Genomic DNA, 18,598 nt, shown 5'->3' on the forward strand with positions numbered 1-18,598 from the left:
CCAACGGTCGTTGAAAACGACCTTTGGTGCCGGTCTCGAATTTTGACCAAGTCTTTGGCTTGGCATCGAAAATTCGAGATTGGGTCAGCGGCCGGATGCGTCAGCATCTTCGGCCGTTGGCATGATACGGCTGCCGTCGTGACGTCAGGCCACGGCGGGACGCCGCTTCGTCACCATGGCGATGACGAGGTCGGCGAGGCGGTGGGCGAGGTGTTCCGCCTGCGCGCCGGTCGCGGGGGGCCGGCGGTGGATGCCGTTCAGGAGGCCGATGATCGCGTCCGTCGCGGCCACCGGGTCGCACGCGTCGAACTCCCCCGCCCCGATGCCCCGGATCAGGAGATCCTGGAGCTTGTGCTCGACCTCGCGCTTGCGCTGGTTGATGGCGTCGAGCCGGCTCGCGGAGGCGAAGGTCTCGCGGGTGTAGAAGTCGCGCAGCACGTCGACGACCGGGGCGTTCACCCGGATGAAGGCTGCGCTGAAGTCGTGGAGCTTGCGGGTGTACGTGGCATCGCTCGTCAGCACGGCATCGAGGGCGGTCGTGATCTGCGCGATGACCTGCTCATAGGCGCCGAAGTCGCCGTCGTTGGCCCGCACGAGGCTCGCCCAGGCCCCGTCCATGAACAGGAGCGGCGTGGTTCCGGGCGCGACGCGGATCGCCCGGACGAGGCCGACGAGAACGACGTGCGAGGTGAAGGGGATCTCCTGCGCCACCGTGCAGTCGAAGCTCGCCGCGCTGTCGCGCAGGATCGGCGCACCGGTCTCGAGGACGTCCCACTGGCCTGCCGAGAAGCGCGCCTCGCCCTTGACCCCGTCGGCTCCCGCGAAACGGCTCGCGATCGCCGCATGGTCGTGGGCCAGCACGTTGACGGCGAACACGCCGCTCCCCGCGATCGCCGCGTAGCTCGCGTTCGCGCGGTTCACCGCGACGGCGATCTGCGGCGGCTCCGCCGTCAGCGACATGACGGCAGTCGCCGTCATCCCGGCGCGGGCGCCGTCGTGGCGAGTGGTGACGACGTTCACGGCGGCGGCGAGCTGGCGCATGCCGGAGCGGAACTCGGTGGGAGGGAGGCTCATCGTCGTCTCCGTCAGGCTGGCGGCGGGCAGGTCACAGGCAGAGGTCACAGGCAGAGGTCACGGGCAGGGGGGCACAGGCATTCGGCGATCCGCTCGCCGACGGCGAGCACCGTCTCGTCGCCGCCGCGGCGCCCGATCACCTGGAGCGCGGCGACCCGGCCCGGCCCGAGCGGCAGCGGCAGGGACAGGGCGGGATGGCCCGAGAGGTTGAAGGGCCGCACCAGCGTCGTCAGGAAGACCGCGGAGCGGTCGCCCCGCGCCTCGGCGAGGGTCGGGGGAAGGTCGGGCAGGGTCGGCAGCACCAGCACATCCGCCTCGTCGAGTCTGGCATCGACCTCGGCGCGGAATGCCGCGCGCACCGCCTCGGCGGCGGCGAGCGCCGTAAGGCTCGTCCCGGCCCCCGCCCGCAGGCGGCCCGCCACGTCCGGGCCGATCATCTCCGGCTCGCCCGGGCTCCGGGCGAGCAGGTGTCCGAAGGCGGCGAACGTCTCGGCGTTGATGACCGTGAGGCCTGCCTCGAAGGCGGCGGACAGGCCGGGCAGGGTGGTGGAATGGGCCGCGAGGCCCGCCGCTGCGACAGCCCGTTCCACCGCTGCGGCGATCTCGGGCCGCGCCTCGACGGTGACGAGGCCGATGCGGGGTGCGGGCAGCGAGACGGGTGCGAAGCGCGGATCGATCACCGCCATCGCGCGGACGAGCCAGGGCATCGTCGCGGCGAAGGGGCCGACGCAGTCGAGCGTCGTCTGCGCCGGGGCGACACCGGCGCGACTGACCCGCCCGAAGGTCGGCTTCATGCCGAACACGCCGCAGCAGGCCGCCGGGATGCGAATCGAGCCGCCGGTGTCGGTCCCGAGGGCGAAGTCCGCTTCCCCGGCGGCCACCACGGCAGCGGAGCCGCTCGACGACCCGCCCGGCACGCGCCCGGGAAAGAGCGGGTTCGGGGCCGTGCCGGTCCAATCGTTGAGCCCGGTGACGCCGAAGGCGAGCTCGTGCAGGTTGGTCTTGCCGACGATCCGGCACCCTGCCGCGAGGACGCGCTCGACCACCTCGGCGTGGGTCGAGGCGGGGGGCGCGTCGGCCAGCGCACGGCTGCCAGCTCTCGTCGGGATGCCGGCGATGTCGATCGTGTCCTTGACGGCGACGCGCGGACCAGCTCCGCCGAGGTCGAGGCGCTGCGCGAAGATGGTCATGCGAGCTGATCCTTCTCAGGATATACTTGGCGGTGTGATGGGAATCGATACAGCACTGAACATTGCTGGAGTCATTTGCCGCGATTTGTTTTTTCCCGCTTCGGGACTGCGCGACGAATTCCAGGATGACGATGGCGGGTGTGAGGACGTTCGGGGAGAGCCGGCATGGTGTCCGACCGATGCAAGTTGAGCCCGGCCGAGAGCATTTTCCGACGAAGTGGATACCGGTTCGTCGTAGACAATGCGTCAAAACCAAAGAGCGAGAGAAGCTTCGCGATGGCAACGCAATCGTGAAGCGCTCTAGAGATCCAGCACGAGCCGCGGTGTTTTCGCGCGCGAACAGCACAGCATCATCTGGTCGTTGCCCCCCTTCTCGTCGTCGGTGAGGTAGGAATCGCGGTGGTCGGGCACGCCTTCCAGCACGTCGCACAGGCAGGTGCCGCACACCCCCTGCTCGCAGGAGACCTCGACGCGCATGCCGACCGTCTTCAGGGCCGCGACGATCGACTGTCCCGCCGCAACCGGGACGACGCGGCCGGAGCGCGACAACTCGACCTCGAACGCGCCGCCGGAGGCGTCGACCTCGGCACCGAAATACTCCTTGTGCACCTGCGCGTCGGGATAGCCGAGCTTGGTCGCGGAGCCGATGACCCAGTCCATGAAGCCGGTAGGGCCGCAGACGTAGAGATGGGCGCCCTCGGACGGCGCGGGGAAGTCGCGCGACGGATCGAGGCGCTGATCGGGGCCGCCATCGTCGAAGTGCAGCTGCACGCTGTCCGCATAGGGCGCCTCGGCCAGCTCAGCCAGGAACGCGGCCTTCGCGCGGGCGCGGGCGCAGTAATGCAGCCGGAACGGCAGCCCGACGGCGTGGAGGTGATGCGCCATGGCGAGCAGCGGCGTGATGCCGATGCCCCCGCCGACCAGAACCGTCGCGGCGGCCGAGGCGAGGGGGAAGTTGTTGCGCGGCGCGCTGATCGTCACCCGGCGGCCGACCTGGAACTGCGCGTGGATCCCGGCCGATCCCCCGCGCGAGGCGGGATCGAGCAGGATGCCGAGGCGGTAGCGGTCGGTCCGGGAGGGATCGCCGCACAGGGAGTATTGCCGCACGAGGTCCGGCCCGATCTCGACATCCACGTGCGCGCCCGGCTCGAAGGGCGGCAGCGTCGTGCCCTCCACCGGGATGAGGTCGAGGACGATGATGTCCTCGGCGGCCTGGCGCCGGTCGGCGATCTCGACCCGCAGGGATGTCTCGGTCACGGTGCCGTCCTCCGTCGGTAGGGCGCGGGGCCGGGCAAGCCGCCCCCGTTCCGCCGATGCCGGATCGGCGTGGCGGTGAGGCGGCTCTGCGGGCGGCGCCGTGAGCCCGGGTGCTATCGGTCGTTCGGGCCGGGGGCTGAGACGCGCCCGGTCGGGGTGGCCTCGGCGAGGAACTGGGCGACCGGCATGCCCGCCGCCATCTCCTCGTCGGTCGGGTCGGCGAAGCGGAGCATCGGCCGGCCGTAGGAATCCTCCCACAGCTGGATCACCATGACCTCGTGTCCGCGCCAGGCGAAGTGCTCCCACATCTGCGGCGTGGTCATGCGATCATCGTCTCCTGCAGGTGCCGCCAGGCCGGCCCGGCCTCGCCGCGATCCAGCATCAGGACGGTGCTGAAGCGATCGGTGACGGCACCGTTCAGGTGCTGCCGCTCGGTATAGGTCAGTACCGCGGAGCCCGGGCTCGCGTGGATCACGGTCTCCCGGCCGATCTCCATCACGAGGCCCGGCCGGCTGCCCCAGAATCCGGGAAGCGCCGCCCGGAAGACGTCGAGCGTCAGCAGTGTCCCCGCCGTGGTGATCATGGTGTAGCCGGGGTCGAAGTGCGCCAGCACCAGGGCTGGGTCCCGCTCGCCCTCGGCCCGGAACCAGCGCTGAAGGACGCGGTGCAGCCCGTCGATCTCGGCGAGGGCGCGATCGGTGAAGCTCATCGGGCGTCCTCCCGGCGCATCAGGACGGAGGTCGCACCGACGCTCTCGGCCCATCCGGGCGCGAGGGGCGCGACGTAGACGTTCTCGGTGCGCGTGCGCGCGATCTTCCACTGCCCGTCGACCTTGCGGAAGCGGTTCCAGAGCCGCGACGAGCGCAAGAGCGAGGAGCCGTCGCTGAAGATCCAGGGCTGGATGTGCACCCAGTGCCCCAGGGCCTCGTCGCCCTCGACGGTGATGTGCTCGGTGGTGAGATAGTGCACGTTGAGGATCAGCGCGGGATCGCGCTTCCGGCCCCAGAAGCCCTCGAAGTGCCGGCGGATCGCGTCCTTGCCGGTGCTGCGGCCGAACTGGCCGTCGTAATAGGCGCCGACTCCCTCCCAGACCGCGTCCTCGGTGTAGAGATCGACGATGCGTCGGATCCGCTCGGCATCGTCGTCGACCCCGGCCTCGGGGCAGGGGGTGTCGCACAGGAACATGTAGCGGGCCTGCACGCGGCGGATCTCGGCTTCCGCCCGTAGGATCATCACCTCTGCGGAGAGCGCGGCGACCGTTCGCGTCAGCTCGGCCAGGGAGGCCGTCTCGTTCGTCATGTCGTTCATCCTGGCGTGTCCTTCGCTCATCGCATGTACAGGCCGCCGTTGACGTCCCAGGTCGCCCCGGTGGCGAAGGCGGCCTCGGGCGAGGCGAGCTGCACCACCAGGCTCGCCACGAACCGGGGATCGCCGATCGCGCCGACCGGGATCGCCGCTTGCAGGGCCGCCATCCGCTCGGGCGGCACGGTGCGATGCACCATCGGGGTGTCGAGCGGCCCTGGGGCGATCGCGTTCACGGTCACGCCGCCGGCGGCGAGGTCGCGGGCGAAGACCTTGGTCAGCGCGACGATGCCCGCCTTCGAGGCGGCGTAATGCGCGCCCGTCGCGGTGCCGCCGTTCTGGCCGGCGAGCGAGGCCAGGTTGACGATCCGGCCATGGCTCCGGTCGCGGAAATGCGCCCCGAAGACCTGGCAGCCGAGGAAGGTGCCGCGCAGGTTCACGGCGAGCACCGCGTCGAACTCCTCGGGCGAGACCTCCATCACCGGGCGCGCCACGGTCATCGCGGCGTTGTTGACGAGGACGTGGGCGGCGCCCCACCTTTCGAGGAGCGCGGACAGGGTCCGCTCCCACTGCGCCTTGTCGCGGACATCGAGCCCGAGCGGCAGGGCGGTCTCGCCCCCGGGATCGAGGGCCGCCGCCGCCGCCGCTGCGGCGACCTCGTCGAGATCGGCGAGCGCCACCCGGTAGCCGGCGGCGTGCAGGCCGGCGGCGATCACGGTGCCGAGGCCGCCCCCGGCGCCGGTGACCAGCGCGACGCGCGCGCTCACAGGATGTACCCGATGCCGCCGAGAGCGTCGGTCCCGTTCACCAGGCGGATGACCTTGCGCTCGATCCGCAGGCCTCCGGGTCCGCGCAGGTACACGAACTCGACGTCGGCCGCGTAGGTGCGCTCGCGCCCGCGGCGGAACTCGGTCAGCATCTGGGCGCAGCGCAGCTCGCAGGTCCGCGCGTCGGAGCGCAGCAGGCGGAAGCGCGACAGGAGCCGCACCGTGCGCGCCACCGGCGAGGCCGAGACCGATTGCCCGCTCACCAGCCGCTCGGCCCGCTTGGCACGCATCTCGGCGTCGTCGTAGGCGTAGTTCAGGGTGTTCTCGAAATCGGTGGCGCCGGGGGTGATCGGCACGATGTAGCGCGCGGTCGGGGTCCAGAGCGCCCGCCACTCGTCGTAGGCGGCGCTGTCGAGGAGGTCGGCCTCGAGCCAGGCGAAGTGCATCGCCTCGTCGAGAGTGATGGGAGCGGTGTCGGCGATCATGTCCGTATCGATGGCGTTCATGTCAGGCTCCCATCAGCCGCTTCCACTGGGCGTAGGCTGCCCGCATCCCGGTCTCGGCGCTGACGTCGCTGCGGCGGCCGCCCTCGGGCAGGCTCTCCTCGTGGCTGAGGCCCCGGTGCAGCATCACCCAAAGGTCGCGGCCGCCTTGCGCGCCGTGCTGCACCCGGTCCCAGATCTCGGCGTCATCGGGGGTGCCGAAGCCCATCGGGCCCTGGAAGAACTCGTGGATGCGAAGGCGGGCGCGGTTGGCTGCTGCCGGACCGCCGGCCATGCCGAGGGCAACGTGGCGGATCTCGGTCTCGTCCACCGAGACTGGCTGGAGCACGCGGAAGAACGCCGCCGAGCAGCCGAGATTCGGGAAGAGGTTGAGGTTGAAGCCGCAGCCGCCGACCGCCCGGACGATGCGACGGACCTGCTCCTCCGGGTAATCGGCGCGCAACTCCGCGGCGAGCGCCTCGAACTTCTCCGGGATCGGCGCGTCGAGGTTCTCCTCGAGGTCGACGAGCTCGGGCATCATCACCATGACGCTGTGGCCGTTGCCGAGATCCTCGACGAAGCCGCCCTTGTTCATGATGTCCCAGGAATCCTCGGTCTCCCGGTCGGCGGCCGACAGGAACGACTTGTGGACCAGCGGGAAGTGATAGGCGTCGGTGGTGTTCTCGAGCTGGATCTTCCAGTTGCCGGGGAAGCGGAACTTGTGCTCGCCGAGCGAGACGAGCGGAAAGCCGGCGCCCTGCTTTATGAACAGGTCGATCCACTTCTTGGCGCCGCCGAGGAAGTCGACGAGCGGCTCGATATCGTCCTTGAAGGTCGCGAAGATCAGCCCGTTATACTCCTCGACGCGCAGCGAGCGCAGCGAGAACTGGGTCTTGTCGAGCTGGCCGTCATAGCCCGCCTCGAACGGCACGCCGCGCAACGAGCCGTCGAGCGCGTAGGCCCAACCGTGATAGGGGCAGACGAAGGAGCTGGTCTTGCCCTGGGCGACCTCGCAGACGGTGGCAGCGCGGTGGCGGCAGCGGTTGACGTGGACGTGGACCGCGTTCTTGCGGTCGCGGACCACGATCACCGGCTGAAGGCCGACATGGGCGGTCTTGAAGTCGCCGGGCTTCGCGAGCTCGCTGGCATGGGCGACCCAGACCCAAGTGTTCTCGAACACCTTGACCATCTCCTCCTCGAACAGGGCGCGGTCGGTGTAGAGCGTGGTGCGGGCGCGGTCGCTCTGGACCAGCATGTCGAGCGCTGGCGGGGTCGGAACGGCGATATTCATGGCGAGTTCCTCTTCGGATCGACCGATGATTGAAATATCATGGCCGTCGTTGTCGAATTTCCGATTTAATAAAATTTAGTTTTTTGACCAGCAACTCAAGACATGTCAACGATTGAATGCGTCGAACTCTTGGAACGGACGGGGATGGGCAGGGGTTCGGCGCCGCCCAGATAGGTCGCGATCAGGCGCGGATCGTCGAGGAGTGCGGCGGCCGGGCCCTGACTGACGAGTTCGCCGGTTTCCAGCACGAAGCCGACATCCGCCGTTTGCAGGGCGGCGCGGGCGTTCTGCTCGACGAGGAGGATCGACACGCCGGCCTCGCGCAGGGCCGCGATGATCACGAAGATCTCCCGCACCACGATGGGGGCGAGGCCGAGGCTCGGCTCGTCGAGCATCAGGAGGCGCGGCTTCGACATCAGCGCCCGGCCGAGCGCCAGCATCTGGCGCTCGCCGCCCGACAGGGTGTCGGCGCGCTGCGTCCGGCGCTCCTTCAGGCGCGGGAAGCGGGCGAAGACCTCCTCCAGTCCCCGGTCGATGACGGCTCGGGCCGGCCGGCGCGGGAAGGAGCCGAGGAGCAGGTTGTCGGCCACCGACATCTCGCCGAACAGTTCGCGGCGCTCCGGGACGAGGCAGAGGCCGCGCTCGACGCGCTCCTCCACGTCCATGTCGCGCAGGTCCATGCCGTCGTAGGCGACCCGGCCGCGTGCCGGACACAGGCCCATGACGGCGCTCAGCATCGAGGTCTTGCCGGCACCGTTCGGCCCGATCACGGTCGCGATCTGCCCGGCCTCGACGGTGAGCGAGACACCCTGCACCGCCCTGATGCGGCCGTAGGAGACCTCAAGCCTCTCGATCTCGAGCAGGGGCATCAGACCACTCCCCCGAGATAGGCTTCCTGGACGCGAGCGTCGTTCCGGATCGCCTCGGGTCGGCCCTCGGCGATCTTCGATCCGAAATCCATCACGACGATGCGGTCGCAGAGACCCATGACGAACTCCATGTCGTGCTCGACGAGCAGGACGGTGAGATTCTCGGCCCGCAGCGAGCGCAGGAGGTCGGCAAGCGCCGTCTTCTCCTGGCGGCGCAGGCCCGCCGCGGGCTCGTCGAGCACCAGGAGCGCGGGGTCGGCGGCGAGCGCGCGGGCGATCTCCAGCACCCGCTGGTTGCCGAGCGGCAGGTTGCCGGCTCGCTCGAAGGGCCGGTCACCCAGCCCCACCCGCTCGAGGAGGCGCATCGCCTCGGCCCGGGCACGGGCCTCCTCGTCGCGCCGCAGCGTCAGCGCACCGGCGACGAGCCCGGCCTCGAGGCGCGGATGGGCGCCGAGCAGCACGTTGTCGAGGAGCGTCATGTGCGGGCGCAGCTTCAGGTGCTGGAAGGTGCGGGCGATGCCGGCCCGGGCGATGGCGCGCTGGGGAAGCGACGAAATCTCCTCCCCGGCAAAGATCACCCGGCCGCGGTTCACCTTCAGCGCGCCGGTGAGCAGGTTGAACATCGTGCTCTTGCCGGCCCCGTTCGGGCCGATGAGCGCGACGATCTCCCCGGCCCGCACGTCGAAGCTCACCCCGTTGACCGCGACGAGGCCGCCGAACCGCCGCTGCACGCCGTCGACCGAGAGCAGCACCTCGCCGCGGGTGGGCTGGGCGCGCCGCGCGAGGGGGGCGGCCGGCGGCGGGACGCTCCGGCGGACGGTCGGGAGGAAGCGAGCGAGAGCCGGCACCAGCCCGTCGCGGGAGCGCTGGAGGAAGAGGATGAACAGGGTCGCGAAGGCGACGACCTGGAGCTGCCCGGGGGCGCCCGGAAAGAGGACCGGGAACCAGTCTTGCACCGCGTTCTTGAGCAGCGCGATCACCGCCGCGCCGACCACCGCGCCGAACAGGGTGCCCGAGCCGCCGATGATCGCCATCATCAGGTACTCGATTCCGGGTCCGGCGCCGTAGGGCGTCGGGCTGACGTAGCGGCTCAGATGCGCCTCGAGCCAGCCCGACAGGGCCGCCAGCAGGGCGGCGATCACGAACAGGGCGAGGCGGATGCGGAAGGCGTCGATGCCGAGGCTCTCGGCCAGGATGTTGCCGCCGCGCAGGACCCGCATCGCCCGGCCCATCCGGGAGCGCAGCAGGTTGGCGGCGAGCAGCAAGCTCAACGCCACCACGCTCCAGATCAGGTAGAACATCGGCACCGTTCCGGCGAGGAGCACCGGGCCCAGGCTGACTGGCGGGATCTGCGAGATGCCGTTGAAGTTGCCCAAGCCCTCGACGGTGCCGAACAGGAACGAGATCGACAGGCCCCAGGCGAGGGTGCCGAGGGACAGGAAGTGCCCCTTGAGCCGCAGGGTGAGCGCGCCGAGCACGAGGGCGAGGAGCCCGGTGACGACGAGCGCGAAGGCGAGGCCGAGCCAGGGCGAGGCGGCGTGGCGGGTGGTGAGCCAGGCGGTCGCGTAGGCGGCGACGCCGACGAAAGCCGCCTGCCCGAAGGACACCATGCCGCCGATGCCGGTGAGGAGCACGAGCCCGAGCGCCGCCAGCGAATAGACGCCGATGTAGTTCAGCAGCGTCACCGTGAAGGATTGCACGACGAGCGGGGCGAGGGCGAGGAGCGCCACGGCGGCGATGACGCCCAGGCGGTAGGCGGCCGGGCTGAGGCCGGCGCTGTCGCGGGAGGCGGCGGCGGTGGATCCGCCGCCGCCAGCGACCGCGTCGCGGACGGTCGAGAGGCTGGACGAGCTCATTCCTCGATCTCCTCCTCGGAGTGGGTGGTGGCGATCGAGCGCCAGAGCAGGACGGGGACGAGGGCGGCAAAGACGATCACCTCCTTGAACGAGGAGGAGAAGAACGAGGCGTAGGAGCCGAGCAGCCCGACCAGCAGGGCGCCGAGCGCCGTGCCGGGATAGTTCGTCAGGCCGCCGATGATCGCCCCCACGAAGGCGAACAGCCCGAGCAGGAAGCCGCTGTCGTAGAAGATCGTGGTGACCGGCGCGATCAGCACGCCGGAGATCGCGGCGAGCAGCGAGCCGATGAGGTAGGCGATGGTGCCCGCCCGCTCGGGACGGATCGCCACCAGCCGTGCGCCGAGCCGGTTGACCGCGGTGGCGTGCAGGGCCTTGCCGGTGAGCGTGTGGTTGAAGAACAGGAACAGCAGCAGGCTGAAGGAGGCCGCCGCAACCACGATCAGCGCGGTCTGGCCGGAGACCAGCACGTCGCCGAAGGTCAGTGCCGCCTCCGTCAGCGGTTGGGTCCGCACACCCTCAGCCCCGAAGCAGAGAAGGCCGATCCCCGCGAGCGCGAAATGGAGCGCCACCGCGATGATCATCAGGAGCAGCACGCTGGCATCGGCCACCGGGCGGAACACGATGCGGTCGAGGAGCGGTGCCAGCGGCAGCACGGCCACGATGGCGAGGGCGATGCGTACCGGCATCGGCCAGTCCGTGCCGGAGGCCGCCCAGACCGTCCCCGAGACCGCCAGGGGCAGGGCGAGGTAGAAGGCGAGGGCCCGCGGCACCGCCCGCGCCTTGCCGTGCCGCAGGAGGCTCGTGACCTCCATGAGGGTGGCCACCGCCGCGACGGCGGCGACGAGGGCGGCCGTACCCGGCGCGTGCTTGGCCTCGAGGGCCGAGAGCGTCAGCGCCGCGTAGACGGCGATGTCGCCGAAGGGCACGAAGATCACCCGCGTCACGGTGAAGATCAGCACCATGCCGATGGCGAGCAGGACGTAGACGGCGCCGGTGGTGATGCCGTCGACCATCAGGAGAGTGGCGATGTCGAGATCCATGGCCGGTCGTCCTTACGGAGCATAGATCCAGGTGCCGCCCTGGAGGCGGACCATGACGACGCCGCGCGCGTCGACCCCGAAGGAGGAGGCCGGCGTGTAGCTGTAGACGGCCTCGGTGCCCGGCAGCTCCTTGGTCGAGAAGATCGCCTCGTTCAGCGCGCGCCGGAACCCCGGCGTGCCGGGCTTCGCCTCGGCCGCCATGGCGCGCTTCGAGGCGTCGGTCATGATCAGCCAGGCGTCGAAGGCGTAGGCCGAGAAGCTGTCGGTGCTCGGCGTCCCGTTGGCCTTCTGGTAGGCATCGCGGAAGGCCAGCGACGGCGCCTTGGCGAAGTGGCCCTCCGGCAGCTGCTCGGCCACGATCACCGGGCCGGTCGGCAGCTCGATTCCTTCGGCGGACTTGCCGGCGACGCGGATGAAGTCGGCGTTCACCAGCGCGGGATTGCCGTAGAGCCGGCCCTTGTAGCCGCGCTCCTGGAGCGCCAGCAGGGGCAGCGCCCCTTGCGTCGCCGAGCCGCCGTCGAGCACGCCGTCGGGCTTCGTCGCCAGCACCTTCAGGATCTGGCCGGTGACCGAGGAATCGGTGCGCGTGTAGCGCTGGTCGGTGGTGAAAGCGAGGTGGCCGCCGGCTTCGGCCGCCTTGGCGCCGTTGTAGACGAGGTCGCCCCAGGCGTCGGAGAACCCGATATAGCCGACCTTCTTCGTGCCGTTCTTCGCCATGCGGTCGGTGACCGCCTTCATCATCAGCGCGGGCGTCTGCGGCACGCAGATGGCCCAGCGGTCGCCGCTCTGGCTCGCCTCGACGTTGATCGGCGAGATGGCGATCATCGGGACCTTCAGCTCCGCCGCGACCGCCGCCATGGCGAGGCTGGAGGGGGCCGACGAGGTCCCGATGAGGATGTCGACCTTGTTCTCCTCGACCAGCTTGCGGGCGTTCCGGGTGGCGGCGGACGGGTCGGAGCCGTCGTCGAGCTGGATCAGCCGGATCGTCTCGCCCGCGACCGCGTCCCGGTAGAGGTGGGCGGCCTTGATCCCGTTGCTGTACAGGATGCCGATCGAGGAGGCCGGACCGCTCAGCGACGTCACGAAGCCGACGGTGATCTCGGCCCGCGCCGGCAACGCGGCGAGGAGCGCCCCGCCCAGCATCGTATAGCGAAGAAAACGCTTCATGGGCGACGGCTCCGGCTCGAAGGTTCGGGGGCTGAGCCGCGGGCATCGCGCCCGCCGGCAAGGTCTCATACCATCGGCCCAAGCTGCTGACGCAGCGGGCCGATGAATCATCTCAAGTTTTCGATACTAAGTCAAAGAATTAGAGAAAATGTGATAACGGAACCAAAGATCGTTTTCAGCGACCGTTGGCATAGGCAGACGTGCGTCGGCGGGCCAATGCTTCGTCCGCTTAGGTTCTGTTTCATCGCAGATTTTTGCCGCCGAACCGGTGACCACTGCGACGAAATCTGCTGAGGGAATCGGGAAGGGACCGGGACGAGATCAGGGATAGGCGGGCCCGGCGGGCAGGGCGCCGGCCAGCATCGCTCCGGCATTCTCCAGCGTGCCCTCGGTCAGGAAGGCGTGCTGCGTGACCACCATGGAGTCGCGCACGATGTGCTGCATCCGGTGGTCCTTGTGGATCGCCGACATGCCGGCGATCCGGTATGCCCGCATGATGACGTCGGCGCTGGTATGCGCGGCATGCGTCGCCGAGAGGCGGATCAGGTTGGCCTGCTCCGGCGAGACCGGGTCGCCCTTCAGGAGCGTGTCCCAGGCGTCCTCTGCGGTCTCGTAGAAGAAGGCGCGGGCGGCGCGCCACGCCGCCTCGGCCCGGGCGAGTTCGAGCTTGTAATAGCCGCGGTCGGCGAGCCGCGGTGCGCCGGTGATGGTCTTCGTGACGCCGCCCATCTCGATCGCGAGATCGAGGGCCGCCCGGGCGAGCCCGACGTTGCAGGCCGCGTGGACCTCGGCCTGGAAGCCGACCGCCGGATAGCGGAACAACGGCTCGTCGATCATCGCGGGGCCGCCGCGCACGAAGGTCCACGCCTCGGGGTAGAACTTGTCCGTGACCCGCGTGTCGTGGCTGCCGGTGCCCTGCATGCCGACGACGTCCCAGTTGGGCACGATCTCGACCTCGGCGGCCGGCGCCACCGCCGCCAGCATGCGCGGCCTGCCGGGTGCGCCGTCCCCGGCACTCGGGCCGTCCACCTCGATGCCGACGCCGATCCAGTCCGCGCCCATGCAGCCGCTGGCGAAGCGCCACCGCCCCGTCACCCGCCACCCGCCCGGCACGGCTCGCGCCCTTTGGGCCGGGTAGAGGCCGCCGGCGAAGACCTGGTCGGGCCCGTCGGCGTAGATGATCCGCTGCGTCTCGACCGGCAGGGAGGCCATGTAGGTATTGGCCGAGCCGAAGGCCGCGACCCAGGCGGCTGAACCGTCGGCGGTCGCGATGCGCTCGACGATGCGCATGAAGTCGGCGGGCGGCATCGGCGCGCCGCCGAACATCGTCGGCGTGGTCGCCCGGTAGATGCCGACCTGCTTCATCATCGCGACGACGTCGCGCGGAACGTAGGTCAGGTCGTTGAATTCGTCGCGGCGGCGGGCGATCTCGGCGACGAGCGTGGCCAGGGTCACCGGACTCGGCGAATCCTGGTGATCCGTCGTATCCTGACGAAAGGCGGTCACGGCACGGGCGAAGGCCGGGCGGTGGGCGGCGGTGACGGACATGCTGGCCTCTTCCGCGTGGTGCGAGCGACGCGTCCCGCAGGTGCAAAATCGTTGCCCAAGACCTAGCAACGCGCATTTTATCGGTCCAAATCATAATCTTTATGATGTAAATTAAGCCGGCGAATATGCCCCTGCCCGACCTGAACCTGCTCCGGGTGTTCCTCGCCATCTGGGATACCCGCAACCTCACCGCCGCAGGCCAGCAGCTCGGCCTGACGCAGCCGGCGGTGAGCCATGCCCTGCGGCGGCTGCGGGAGTCGTTCAATGATCCGCTCTTCGTGCGCGTCCCGAGCGGGGTGCTGCCGACCGAGACGGCGACGCGGCTGCACGGCCCGCTCAGCGAGGCGCTCCGGATCATCCATCACGCGGTGCAGGACGGCGAGGTCTTCGATCCCGGGCACGCCCAGCGCGTCTTCCGCATCGCGATGTCCGACGTCTCCGAGTTCTGCTTCCTGCCCGCCCTGATGGGCTGGCTCGCCGAGGCCGCGCCCACGGTGGACCTCAAGGTGGTGCCGCTCGATCCGGCGAAGGTCGCCCACACGATGCGGGCGGGGGAGGTCGACGTCACGATCGGGTTCCTGGCCGCGCTCGAGGACGACGACGAGATCGAGAGCCGGCACCTCTTCACCGACTCGTTCACCTGCCTCGTGCGGTCGCAGCATCCGATCCTGAACGGGATGGGCACCGCACCGGACCTCGGCTCGCTCCGCTACGTCTACGCCAACACGACGGCGGCCGGTCATCAGCTCGTCGAGCGCTGGCTGACCGAGACCGGCGTCAAGCGACAGACCGCCCTGCGGCTTGGCCACTTCATGGTCGCGCCGAGCGTCGTGCGCGACACCGACCTTGCGGTGATCTTCCCGACGAGCATGGCACACCAGATCAATGCCGACGGTGCCTTCGCCCTGCTGCCGTTGCCGCCCGGCCATCCCGTGGTCGACATCCGGGTGCACACCCACACGCGCTTTCGCAGCGATCCCGGCATCCGGTGGCTGAGGGACAGCCTGATCGCGCTGTTCGCCGACGCGCGTCATCTCGCATCGGTCTGAGATGGTGGTAACGACCGCACGACCCGATGGAGGCGCGCATGTCCCACCTCGTTCCCGAGCGCCGGTTCGTCCCGACGCGCGCCGGCCTACTCCACGTCGCGACCTGCGGCAGCGGCCTGCCGGTCCTGCTGCTGCACCAGACCCCGCGCTCCTGGGACGAGTACCGCGACGTGCTGCCCCTGCTCGGCGCACACGTCCGGACGATCGCGATGGACACGCCTGGCTTCGGCGACTCGCCGGCGCTCGCCGGCGAAGCACCCTCGATCGAGGCCTGGGCGGAGGCGGTGATCGCGCTGATGGACGCGCTCGACCTGCCCGGATGCTGCCTCGCCGGGCATCATACAGGGGCCGTGGTGGCCCTTGAGGCCGCCGTTCGTGCGCCCGATCGCGTGACCGCGCTGGTTCTCTCCTCGTGCCCCATGGTGGATGCACCGCGTCGGGCTCACCACGCCGCCAAGGTGCCGATCGACACGGTGACCCCCGACGCGGAGGGTGGCCACCTGATCCAGCTCTGGCGGGGGCGCCAGCCGTTCTATCCGCGCGAAGCCCCTGAGCTTCTCGATCGCTTCATCGTCGACGCGCTGCGGGCCGGGCCGATGGCGGCCGAGGGGCATCGCGTGGTCAACCGCTACCGGATGGAGGACCGGATCGGCCTGGTGCGGGCGCCGACGCTCGTGATCGGCGCGACGGAGGATCCGCACGCCTTTCCGGCGACCCCGCGCATCGCGGCGGCGATCCGGGGTTCCACGGTAACCGAGATCGTGGGCGGCACCGTGCCGCTGCCGGACGCCATGCCGATCGAGTTCAGTCACGCGATCCTTCGATTCCTCCGCATGCAGGACTTGCTGCCGAACCCTCGTTGAGTTCTGGGACGAAAGGAAAGCGACGCTGCTGTTCCCCCCATGAACCGCTCCGGATTTTTCGGAGGCTGTTTGTCTTGGGTCAGGCGGCCAGGGCTTGGTCGCCGACGTGGGTATGATAGCGCGCTTCGGCCTCGGCGGGAGGGACGTTGCCGATGGGCGCAAGGAGGCGACGGTGGTTGTACCAGTCGACCCACTCCAGAGTGGCGTACTCGACTGCCTCGAAGGAGCGCCAGGGTCCGCGTCGGTGGATCACCTCCGCCTTGAACAGGCCGTTGATCGTCTCCGCCAGGGCGTTGTCGTACAAGTCGCCGACGCTGCCGACCGACGGCTCGATGCCTGCACCGACCAAGCGCTCGGTGTACCGTAGAGCCAAGTATTGCGAGCCACGGTCCGAGGGATGCACCAGTCCGCTGCCCTGGACAGGACGGCGCTCGTGCAGAGCCTGCTCCAGAGCATCCAGAACGACGCTTGCATGAGCACTGCGTGAGGCCCGCCAGCCAACGATGCGCCGGGCGAACACAGCGATGACGAACGCCACATAGACGAAGCCCGACCACGTCGCCACGTAGGTGAAGTCGCTGACCCACAAGGCGTTCGGCCGTGGAGCCTTGAAGTGACGGTTGACGCGGTCGAGGGGGCAAGCTGCGGCCGGGTCGGGGATCGTGGTGCGCACGGTCCTGCCCCGCACCACCCCCGCCAAGCCCAATCGGCGCATCAGCCGCGCCACCGTGCATCGAGCGGCCACGATCCCCTCCCGGGCCAGCTGCCGCCAGACCTTCCGCACGCCGTAGACGCAGAAGTTCGCCTCGAACACGCGCTGGATCTCGATCATCAACGCCGCGTCGCTGCGAGCACGAACCGTTTGCTTCTCGGGATCGGCACGCCGGGCGGCATGCACGTAGTAGGTTGACGGGGCGATCGGCAGCACCCTGCAGATCGGCTCGACCCCGTAGACCTCCCGATGATCGTCGATGAAGCTGATCATGGCCGCGACCGGCGGTCGAGCTCCGCCATGGCGAAATACGCGCTCGCCTTGCGCAGGATCTCGTTGGCCTGGCGCAGCTCGCGAACTTCTCGCTCCAGCGCCTTGATCCGCTCGCGCTCGTCCGTCGTCTGACCGGGTCGCACACCTTGATCACGCTCGGACTGGCGCACCCAGTTCCGCAGCGTCTCGCCCGAGCAGCCGATCTTGGCCGCAATCGACTGGATCGCCGACCATTGCGAGCCGTGCTCGCCCTCGTGGTCGCGCACCATCCGCACCGCGCGCTCGCGCACCTCAGGGGAAAACGGGGCTGTTCGCTTCGTCATGGCTCCATCCTCTCAGAAGTTGGAGCCTCCGGGAAACCCGGAGCGGTTCACTGGCGTGCGCCGGCACGCGCCCTGACGATCTGGACCTCTGGTTTCGCGGCGGGATGACAGGTTTCGGCCGTCGTCTTGACGAACTCCGGCCTGCCGCCTCCCTGGCAGATCGGACGCCCCTGCGGCCGCAGTAGAAGGTCGCGTTCTGCGCTGTCTCGCTCGTGCTACGGTTGAGCCCTCAGCAACCGCGCACCGAGAAACCCGCACATGCGCCTGATCGCCGCTGCTATCGCCCTGACCCTGCTGTCGTCCAGCGCCTACGCCATCGATCCGTTCGAGCTTCAGTGCAGCAAATCCTTCGACGAGAATGCTGATAGCCGGGCCGGCGCATCCTGGACCGGTGCGAACAAGACTAGATATTGCAAGTGCATGCGCCACGTATTTGCGGGATCCGCGGATAATCTACGGGATTACAATAATCTTCCGGTAAAATCCGGGCCTATAGCGCGCATGGAATGGAAATGTTACGTCGACAGTGACCGCACGACTAAGAGCAAGTTCCGAACCTGAAGCCTGACGATCCCCGCGAGGCATGTCGGCCTCCTCGCCCGCAATAGGCCAGGACAGAATTGGCGCGCCGCCGACCGGCAAGGCTCATAAGGGCAGAGGGGCTGGACGCATCGTCAGGCGGATCCTCATGAGTGCGGTCCGGCTCGTTTTCGTATCGGGTTCTGCGGATGGTTCGCCAGCACCTTGGCCACCAGCTGCTTCAGGTCGTTCCCGCTGGGTTGGTCGCTTGGCGGCTTCACGCGACTGATTGGCGTCCGGCCAGGGCGGGGCTGGGGCGACCATACCGGACGCCCCTCCTTCTCGGCGGCCACCCACCACTCGCGCAGGGTGGCGAGGTCGAAGACCCACCTCGACCGGGGTCCGAACGGCTGTCGAGCACCGGGCACCCGGCCGGCGGCGGCCATCCGTGTCCAGTGCCGCTCGGTGAACCCGAACTCCTCGACGAGGTCGGCGGCAGAGACGTATCGACGGTGCTTCATGGGTGGCTCCCAGTGGAGCAGCAGGGTCGTGTCCCAGGGCGTGGTGTAGCTGCGTGTGGTCCACCACGGTGACCGGCAGGGCCGGACTGGTCAGACTGTCAGGGAAGGCAGGCTGACGAGGGGATCATCGCCGATTGGGGCGATGCTTTCCAGGGTCATGTATCGGCAACGCTGCACGGCCCACTCGTCGTTCTGCTCCAACTGGATCGCGCCGACGAGGCGGCGGATCGAGGGCTCGTCGGGGAAGATCCCGACGACCTCGGTGCGCCGCTTGATCTCGCCGTTGAGGCGCTCCAACGGATTGGTCGAGTGCAGCTTGGCCCGGTGGACGGCCGGGAAGCCCATGTAGGCCAGGACGTCGGTCTCCGCCGTGTCCATCAGCGTGGCCAGCTTCGGGACCTTGGGGCGGAGTTGGTCGGCCACTCGCCGCCACTGCTGGCGGGCCGCCTCGGCGTCCTCCTGGGCGAAGGCGGTGGCGATGAAGGCCGAGACGAC

The 18,598-nt window shown here is 69.4% G+C and carries 20 protein-coding genes and 1 other annotated feature; of the genes, 3 read left to right on the plus strand and 17 right to left on the minus strand.

Features of this window, described 5'->3' with window-relative positions; translation table 11 throughout:
• Nucleotides 1-144 precede the first annotated feature (144 nt).
• From VP06_RS33885 to VP06_RS24355, 14 genes are all read right to left on the minus strand, one after another.
• The gene (locus VP06_RS33885) at nucleotides 145-1,074 is read right to left on the minus strand and encodes a flavin reductase (RefSeq protein ID WP_053082019.1); all 930 of its coding nucleotides are present in this window, start codon (nucleotides 1,072-1,074) and stop codon (nucleotides 145-147) included.
• Between the two features lie 44 nt (nucleotides 1,075-1,118).
• Nucleotides 1,119-2,264 (minus strand): amidase, encoded by a 1,146-nt coding sequence (locus tag VP06_RS24295; RefSeq protein ID WP_048466380.1) that lies wholly within the window; start codon nucleotides 2,262-2,264, stop codon nucleotides 1,119-1,121.
• Nucleotides 2,265-2,564: 300 nt separating this feature from the next.
• Nucleotides 2,565-3,521, minus strand: a complete 957-nt coding sequence (locus VP06_RS24300) for a PDR/VanB family oxidoreductase (RefSeq protein WP_048466381.1) — start codon at nucleotides 3,519-3,521, stop codon at nucleotides 2,565-2,567.
• 113 nt (nucleotides 3,522-3,634) lie between these two features.
• Nucleotides 3,635-3,844, minus strand: coding sequence for a hypothetical protein (locus tag VP06_RS24305; RefSeq protein ID WP_048466382.1), 210 nt, complete (start codon nucleotides 3,842-3,844; stop codon nucleotides 3,635-3,637).
• Complete coding sequence (locus VP06_RS24310) at nucleotides 3,841-4,230, minus strand: DUF4440 domain-containing protein (protein WP_048466383.1); 390 nt, start codon at nucleotides 4,228-4,230, stop codon at nucleotides 3,841-3,843. The genes VP06_RS24305 and VP06_RS24310 overlap by 4 nt, the downstream gene beginning before the upstream one ends.
• Nucleotides 4,227-4,820 (minus strand): nuclear transport factor 2 family protein, encoded by a 594-nt coding sequence (locus tag VP06_RS24315; RefSeq protein WP_048466393.1) that lies wholly within the window; start codon nucleotides 4,818-4,820, stop codon nucleotides 4,227-4,229. Before VP06_RS24315 ends, VP06_RS24310 begins: the two co-directional genes overlap by 4 nt.
• Nucleotides 4,821-4,846: 26 nt before the next feature.
• Nucleotides 4,847-5,590 (minus strand): SDR family NAD(P)-dependent oxidoreductase, encoded by a 744-nt coding sequence (locus VP06_RS24320; RefSeq protein ID WP_048466384.1) that lies wholly within the window; start codon nucleotides 5,588-5,590, stop codon nucleotides 4,847-4,849.
• Entirely contained in the window at nucleotides 5,587-6,096 is a 510-nt protein-coding gene (locus tag VP06_RS24325) for an aromatic-ring-hydroxylating dioxygenase subunit beta (protein ID WP_082167597.1), read from the minus strand. The genes VP06_RS24320 and VP06_RS24325 overlap by 4 nt, the downstream gene beginning before the upstream one ends.
• Before the next feature lies 1 nt (nucleotide 6,097).
• A complete protein-coding gene (locus tag VP06_RS24330; protein ID WP_048466385.1) occupies nucleotides 6,098-7,363 on the minus strand; it encodes an aromatic ring-hydroxylating oxygenase subunit alpha in 1,266 nt (421 codons plus the stop codon).
• 95 nt (nucleotides 7,364-7,458) lie between these two features.
• Nucleotides 7,459-8,235: an ABC transporter ATP-binding protein gene (locus VP06_RS24335; RefSeq protein ID WP_425350944.1), complete on the minus strand. Its 777-nt coding sequence runs from the start codon at nucleotides 8,233-8,235 to the stop codon at nucleotides 7,459-7,461.
• Nucleotides 8,232-10,088: a branched-chain amino acid ABC transporter ATP-binding protein/permease gene (locus tag VP06_RS24340; protein ID WP_053082020.1), complete on the minus strand. Its 1,857-nt coding sequence runs from the start codon at nucleotides 10,086-10,088 to the stop codon at nucleotides 8,232-8,234. Before VP06_RS24340 ends, VP06_RS24335 begins: the two co-directional genes overlap by 4 nt.
• On the minus strand, nucleotides 10,085-11,128 hold the full coding sequence (locus VP06_RS24345) for a branched-chain amino acid ABC transporter permease (protein ID WP_048466387.1): 1,044 nt from the start codon (nucleotides 11,126-11,128) through the stop codon (nucleotides 10,085-10,087). Before VP06_RS24345 ends, VP06_RS24340 begins: the two co-directional genes overlap by 4 nt.
• Nucleotides 11,129-11,140: 12 nt before the next feature.
• A complete protein-coding gene (locus VP06_RS24350; RefSeq protein ID WP_048466388.1) occupies nucleotides 11,141-12,295 on the minus strand; it encodes an ABC transporter substrate-binding protein in 1,155 nt (384 codons plus the stop codon).
• 321 nt (nucleotides 12,296-12,616) lie between these two features.
• Nucleotides 12,617-13,843, minus strand: coding sequence for an acyl-CoA dehydrogenase family protein (locus VP06_RS24355; protein WP_082167598.1), 1,227 nt, complete (start codon nucleotides 13,841-13,843; stop codon nucleotides 12,617-12,619).
• Nucleotides 13,844-13,968: 125 nt separating this feature from the next.
• Between VP06_RS24355 and VP06_RS24360 the strand changes: the two genes are divergently transcribed.
• Nucleotides 13,969-14,892, plus strand: a complete 924-nt coding sequence (locus VP06_RS24360) for a LysR family transcriptional regulator (protein ID WP_048466389.1) — start codon at nucleotides 13,969-13,971, stop codon at nucleotides 14,890-14,892.
• Between the two features lie 38 nt (nucleotides 14,893-14,930).
• Entirely contained in the window at nucleotides 14,931-15,755 is an 825-nt protein-coding gene (locus VP06_RS24365; protein WP_048466397.1) for an alpha/beta fold hydrolase, read from the plus strand.
• Nucleotides 15,756-15,834: 79 nt separating this feature from the next.
• Here the strand turns inward: VP06_RS24365 and VP06_RS24370 are convergent.
• A protein-coding gene (locus VP06_RS24370) for an IS3 family transposase (RefSeq protein WP_156295744.1) occupies nucleotides 15,835-17,063 on the minus strand; the annotation gives its coding sequence in 2 pieces (ribosomal slippage) (nucleotides 15,835-16,769 and nucleotides 16,769-17,063; 1,230 coding nt in all).
• Nucleotides 16,666-16,782 (minus strand) — a sequence feature (AL1L pseudoknot). It overlaps the preceding gene by 117 nt.
• 258 nt (nucleotides 17,064-17,321) lie before the next feature.
• Here VP06_RS24370 and VP06_RS36610 point away from each other — a divergent pair.
• A complete protein-coding gene (locus tag VP06_RS36610) occupies nucleotides 17,322-17,624 on the plus strand; it encodes a hypothetical protein (RefSeq protein ID WP_156295745.1) in 303 nt (100 codons plus the stop codon).
• A 125-nt stretch (nucleotides 17,625-17,749) separates the two neighbouring features.
• On the opposite strand, the gene VP06_RS36615 is transcribed toward VP06_RS36610, so the two are convergent.
• Nucleotides 17,750-18,103, minus strand: coding sequence for a hypothetical protein (locus tag VP06_RS36615; RefSeq protein WP_156295746.1), 354 nt, complete (start codon nucleotides 18,101-18,103; stop codon nucleotides 17,750-17,752).
• A gap of 90 nt (nucleotides 18,104-18,193) precedes the next feature.
• A partial coding sequence (locus VP06_RS24380) for an IS256 family transposase (protein ID WP_048466391.1) occupies nucleotides 18,194-18,598 on the minus strand: 405 nt, incomplete at its 5' end.

The sequence above is a fragment of the Methylobacterium aquaticum genome, assembly GCF_001043915.1.
GTDB classification, from domain to species: Bacteria; Pseudomonadota; Alphaproteobacteria; order Rhizobiales; family Beijerinckiaceae; genus Methylobacterium; species Methylobacterium aquaticum.

What these genes read in the sequence shown, in the direction of transcription:
- VP06_RS24340 (WP_053082020.1), bottom strand. Translation starts at nt 10,088, where the DNA reads ATGAGCTCGTCCAGCCTCTCGACCGTCCGCGACGCGGTCGCTGGCGGC.
- VP06_RS33885 (WP_053082019.1), bottom strand. Translation starts at nt 1,074, where the DNA reads ATGAGCCTCCCTCCCACCGAGTTCCGCTCCGGCATGCGCCAGCTCGCC.
- VP06_RS24360 (WP_048466389.1), top strand. Translation starts at nt 13,969, where the DNA reads ATGCCCCTGCCCGACCTGAACCTGCTCCGGGTGTTCCTCGCCATCTGG.
- VP06_RS24310 (WP_048466383.1), bottom strand. Translation starts at nt 4,230, where the DNA reads ATGAGCTTCACCGATCGCGCCCTCGCCGAGATCGACGGGCTGCACCGC.
- VP06_RS24330 (WP_048466385.1), bottom strand. Translation starts at nt 7,363, where the DNA reads ATGAATATCGCCGTTCCGACCCCGCCAGCGCTCGACATGCTGGTCCAG.
- VP06_RS24345 (WP_048466387.1), bottom strand. Translation starts at nt 11,128, where the DNA reads ATGGATCTCGACATCGCCACTCTCCTGATGGTCGACGGCATCACCACC.
- VP06_RS24295 (WP_048466380.1), bottom strand. Translation starts at nt 2,264, where the DNA reads ATGACCATCTTCGCGCAGCGCCTCGACCTCGGCGGAGCTGGTCCGCGC.
- VP06_RS24365 (WP_048466397.1), top strand. Translation starts at nt 14,931, where the DNA reads ATGTCCCACCTCGTTCCCGAGCGCCGGTTCGTCCCGACGCGCGCCGGC.
- VP06_RS24305 (WP_048466382.1), bottom strand. Translation starts at nt 3,844, where the DNA reads ATGACCACGCCGCAGATGTGGGAGCACTTCGCCTGGCGCGGACACGAG.
- VP06_RS36615 (WP_156295746.1), bottom strand. Translation starts at nt 18,103, where the DNA reads ATGAAGCACCGTCGATACGTCTCTGCCGCCGACCTCGTCGAGGAGTTC.
- VP06_RS24355 (WP_082167598.1), bottom strand. Translation starts at nt 13,843, where the DNA reads ATGTCCGTCACCGCCGCCCACCGCCCGGCCTTCGCCCGTGCCGTGACC.
- VP06_RS24315 (WP_048466393.1), bottom strand. Translation starts at nt 4,820, where the DNA reads ATGACGAACGAGACGGCCTCCCTGGCCGAGCTGACGCGAACGGTCGCC.
- VP06_RS24325 (WP_082167597.1), bottom strand. Translation starts at nt 6,096, where the DNA reads ATGAACGCCATCGATACGGACATGATCGCCGACACCGCTCCCATCACT.
- VP06_RS36610 (WP_156295745.1), top strand. Translation starts at nt 17,322, where the DNA reads ATGCGCCTGATCGCCGCTGCTATCGCCCTGACCCTGCTGTCGTCCAGC.
- VP06_RS24350 (WP_048466388.1), bottom strand. Translation starts at nt 12,295, where the DNA reads ATGAAGCGTTTTCTTCGCTATACGATGCTGGGCGGGGCGCTCCTCGCC.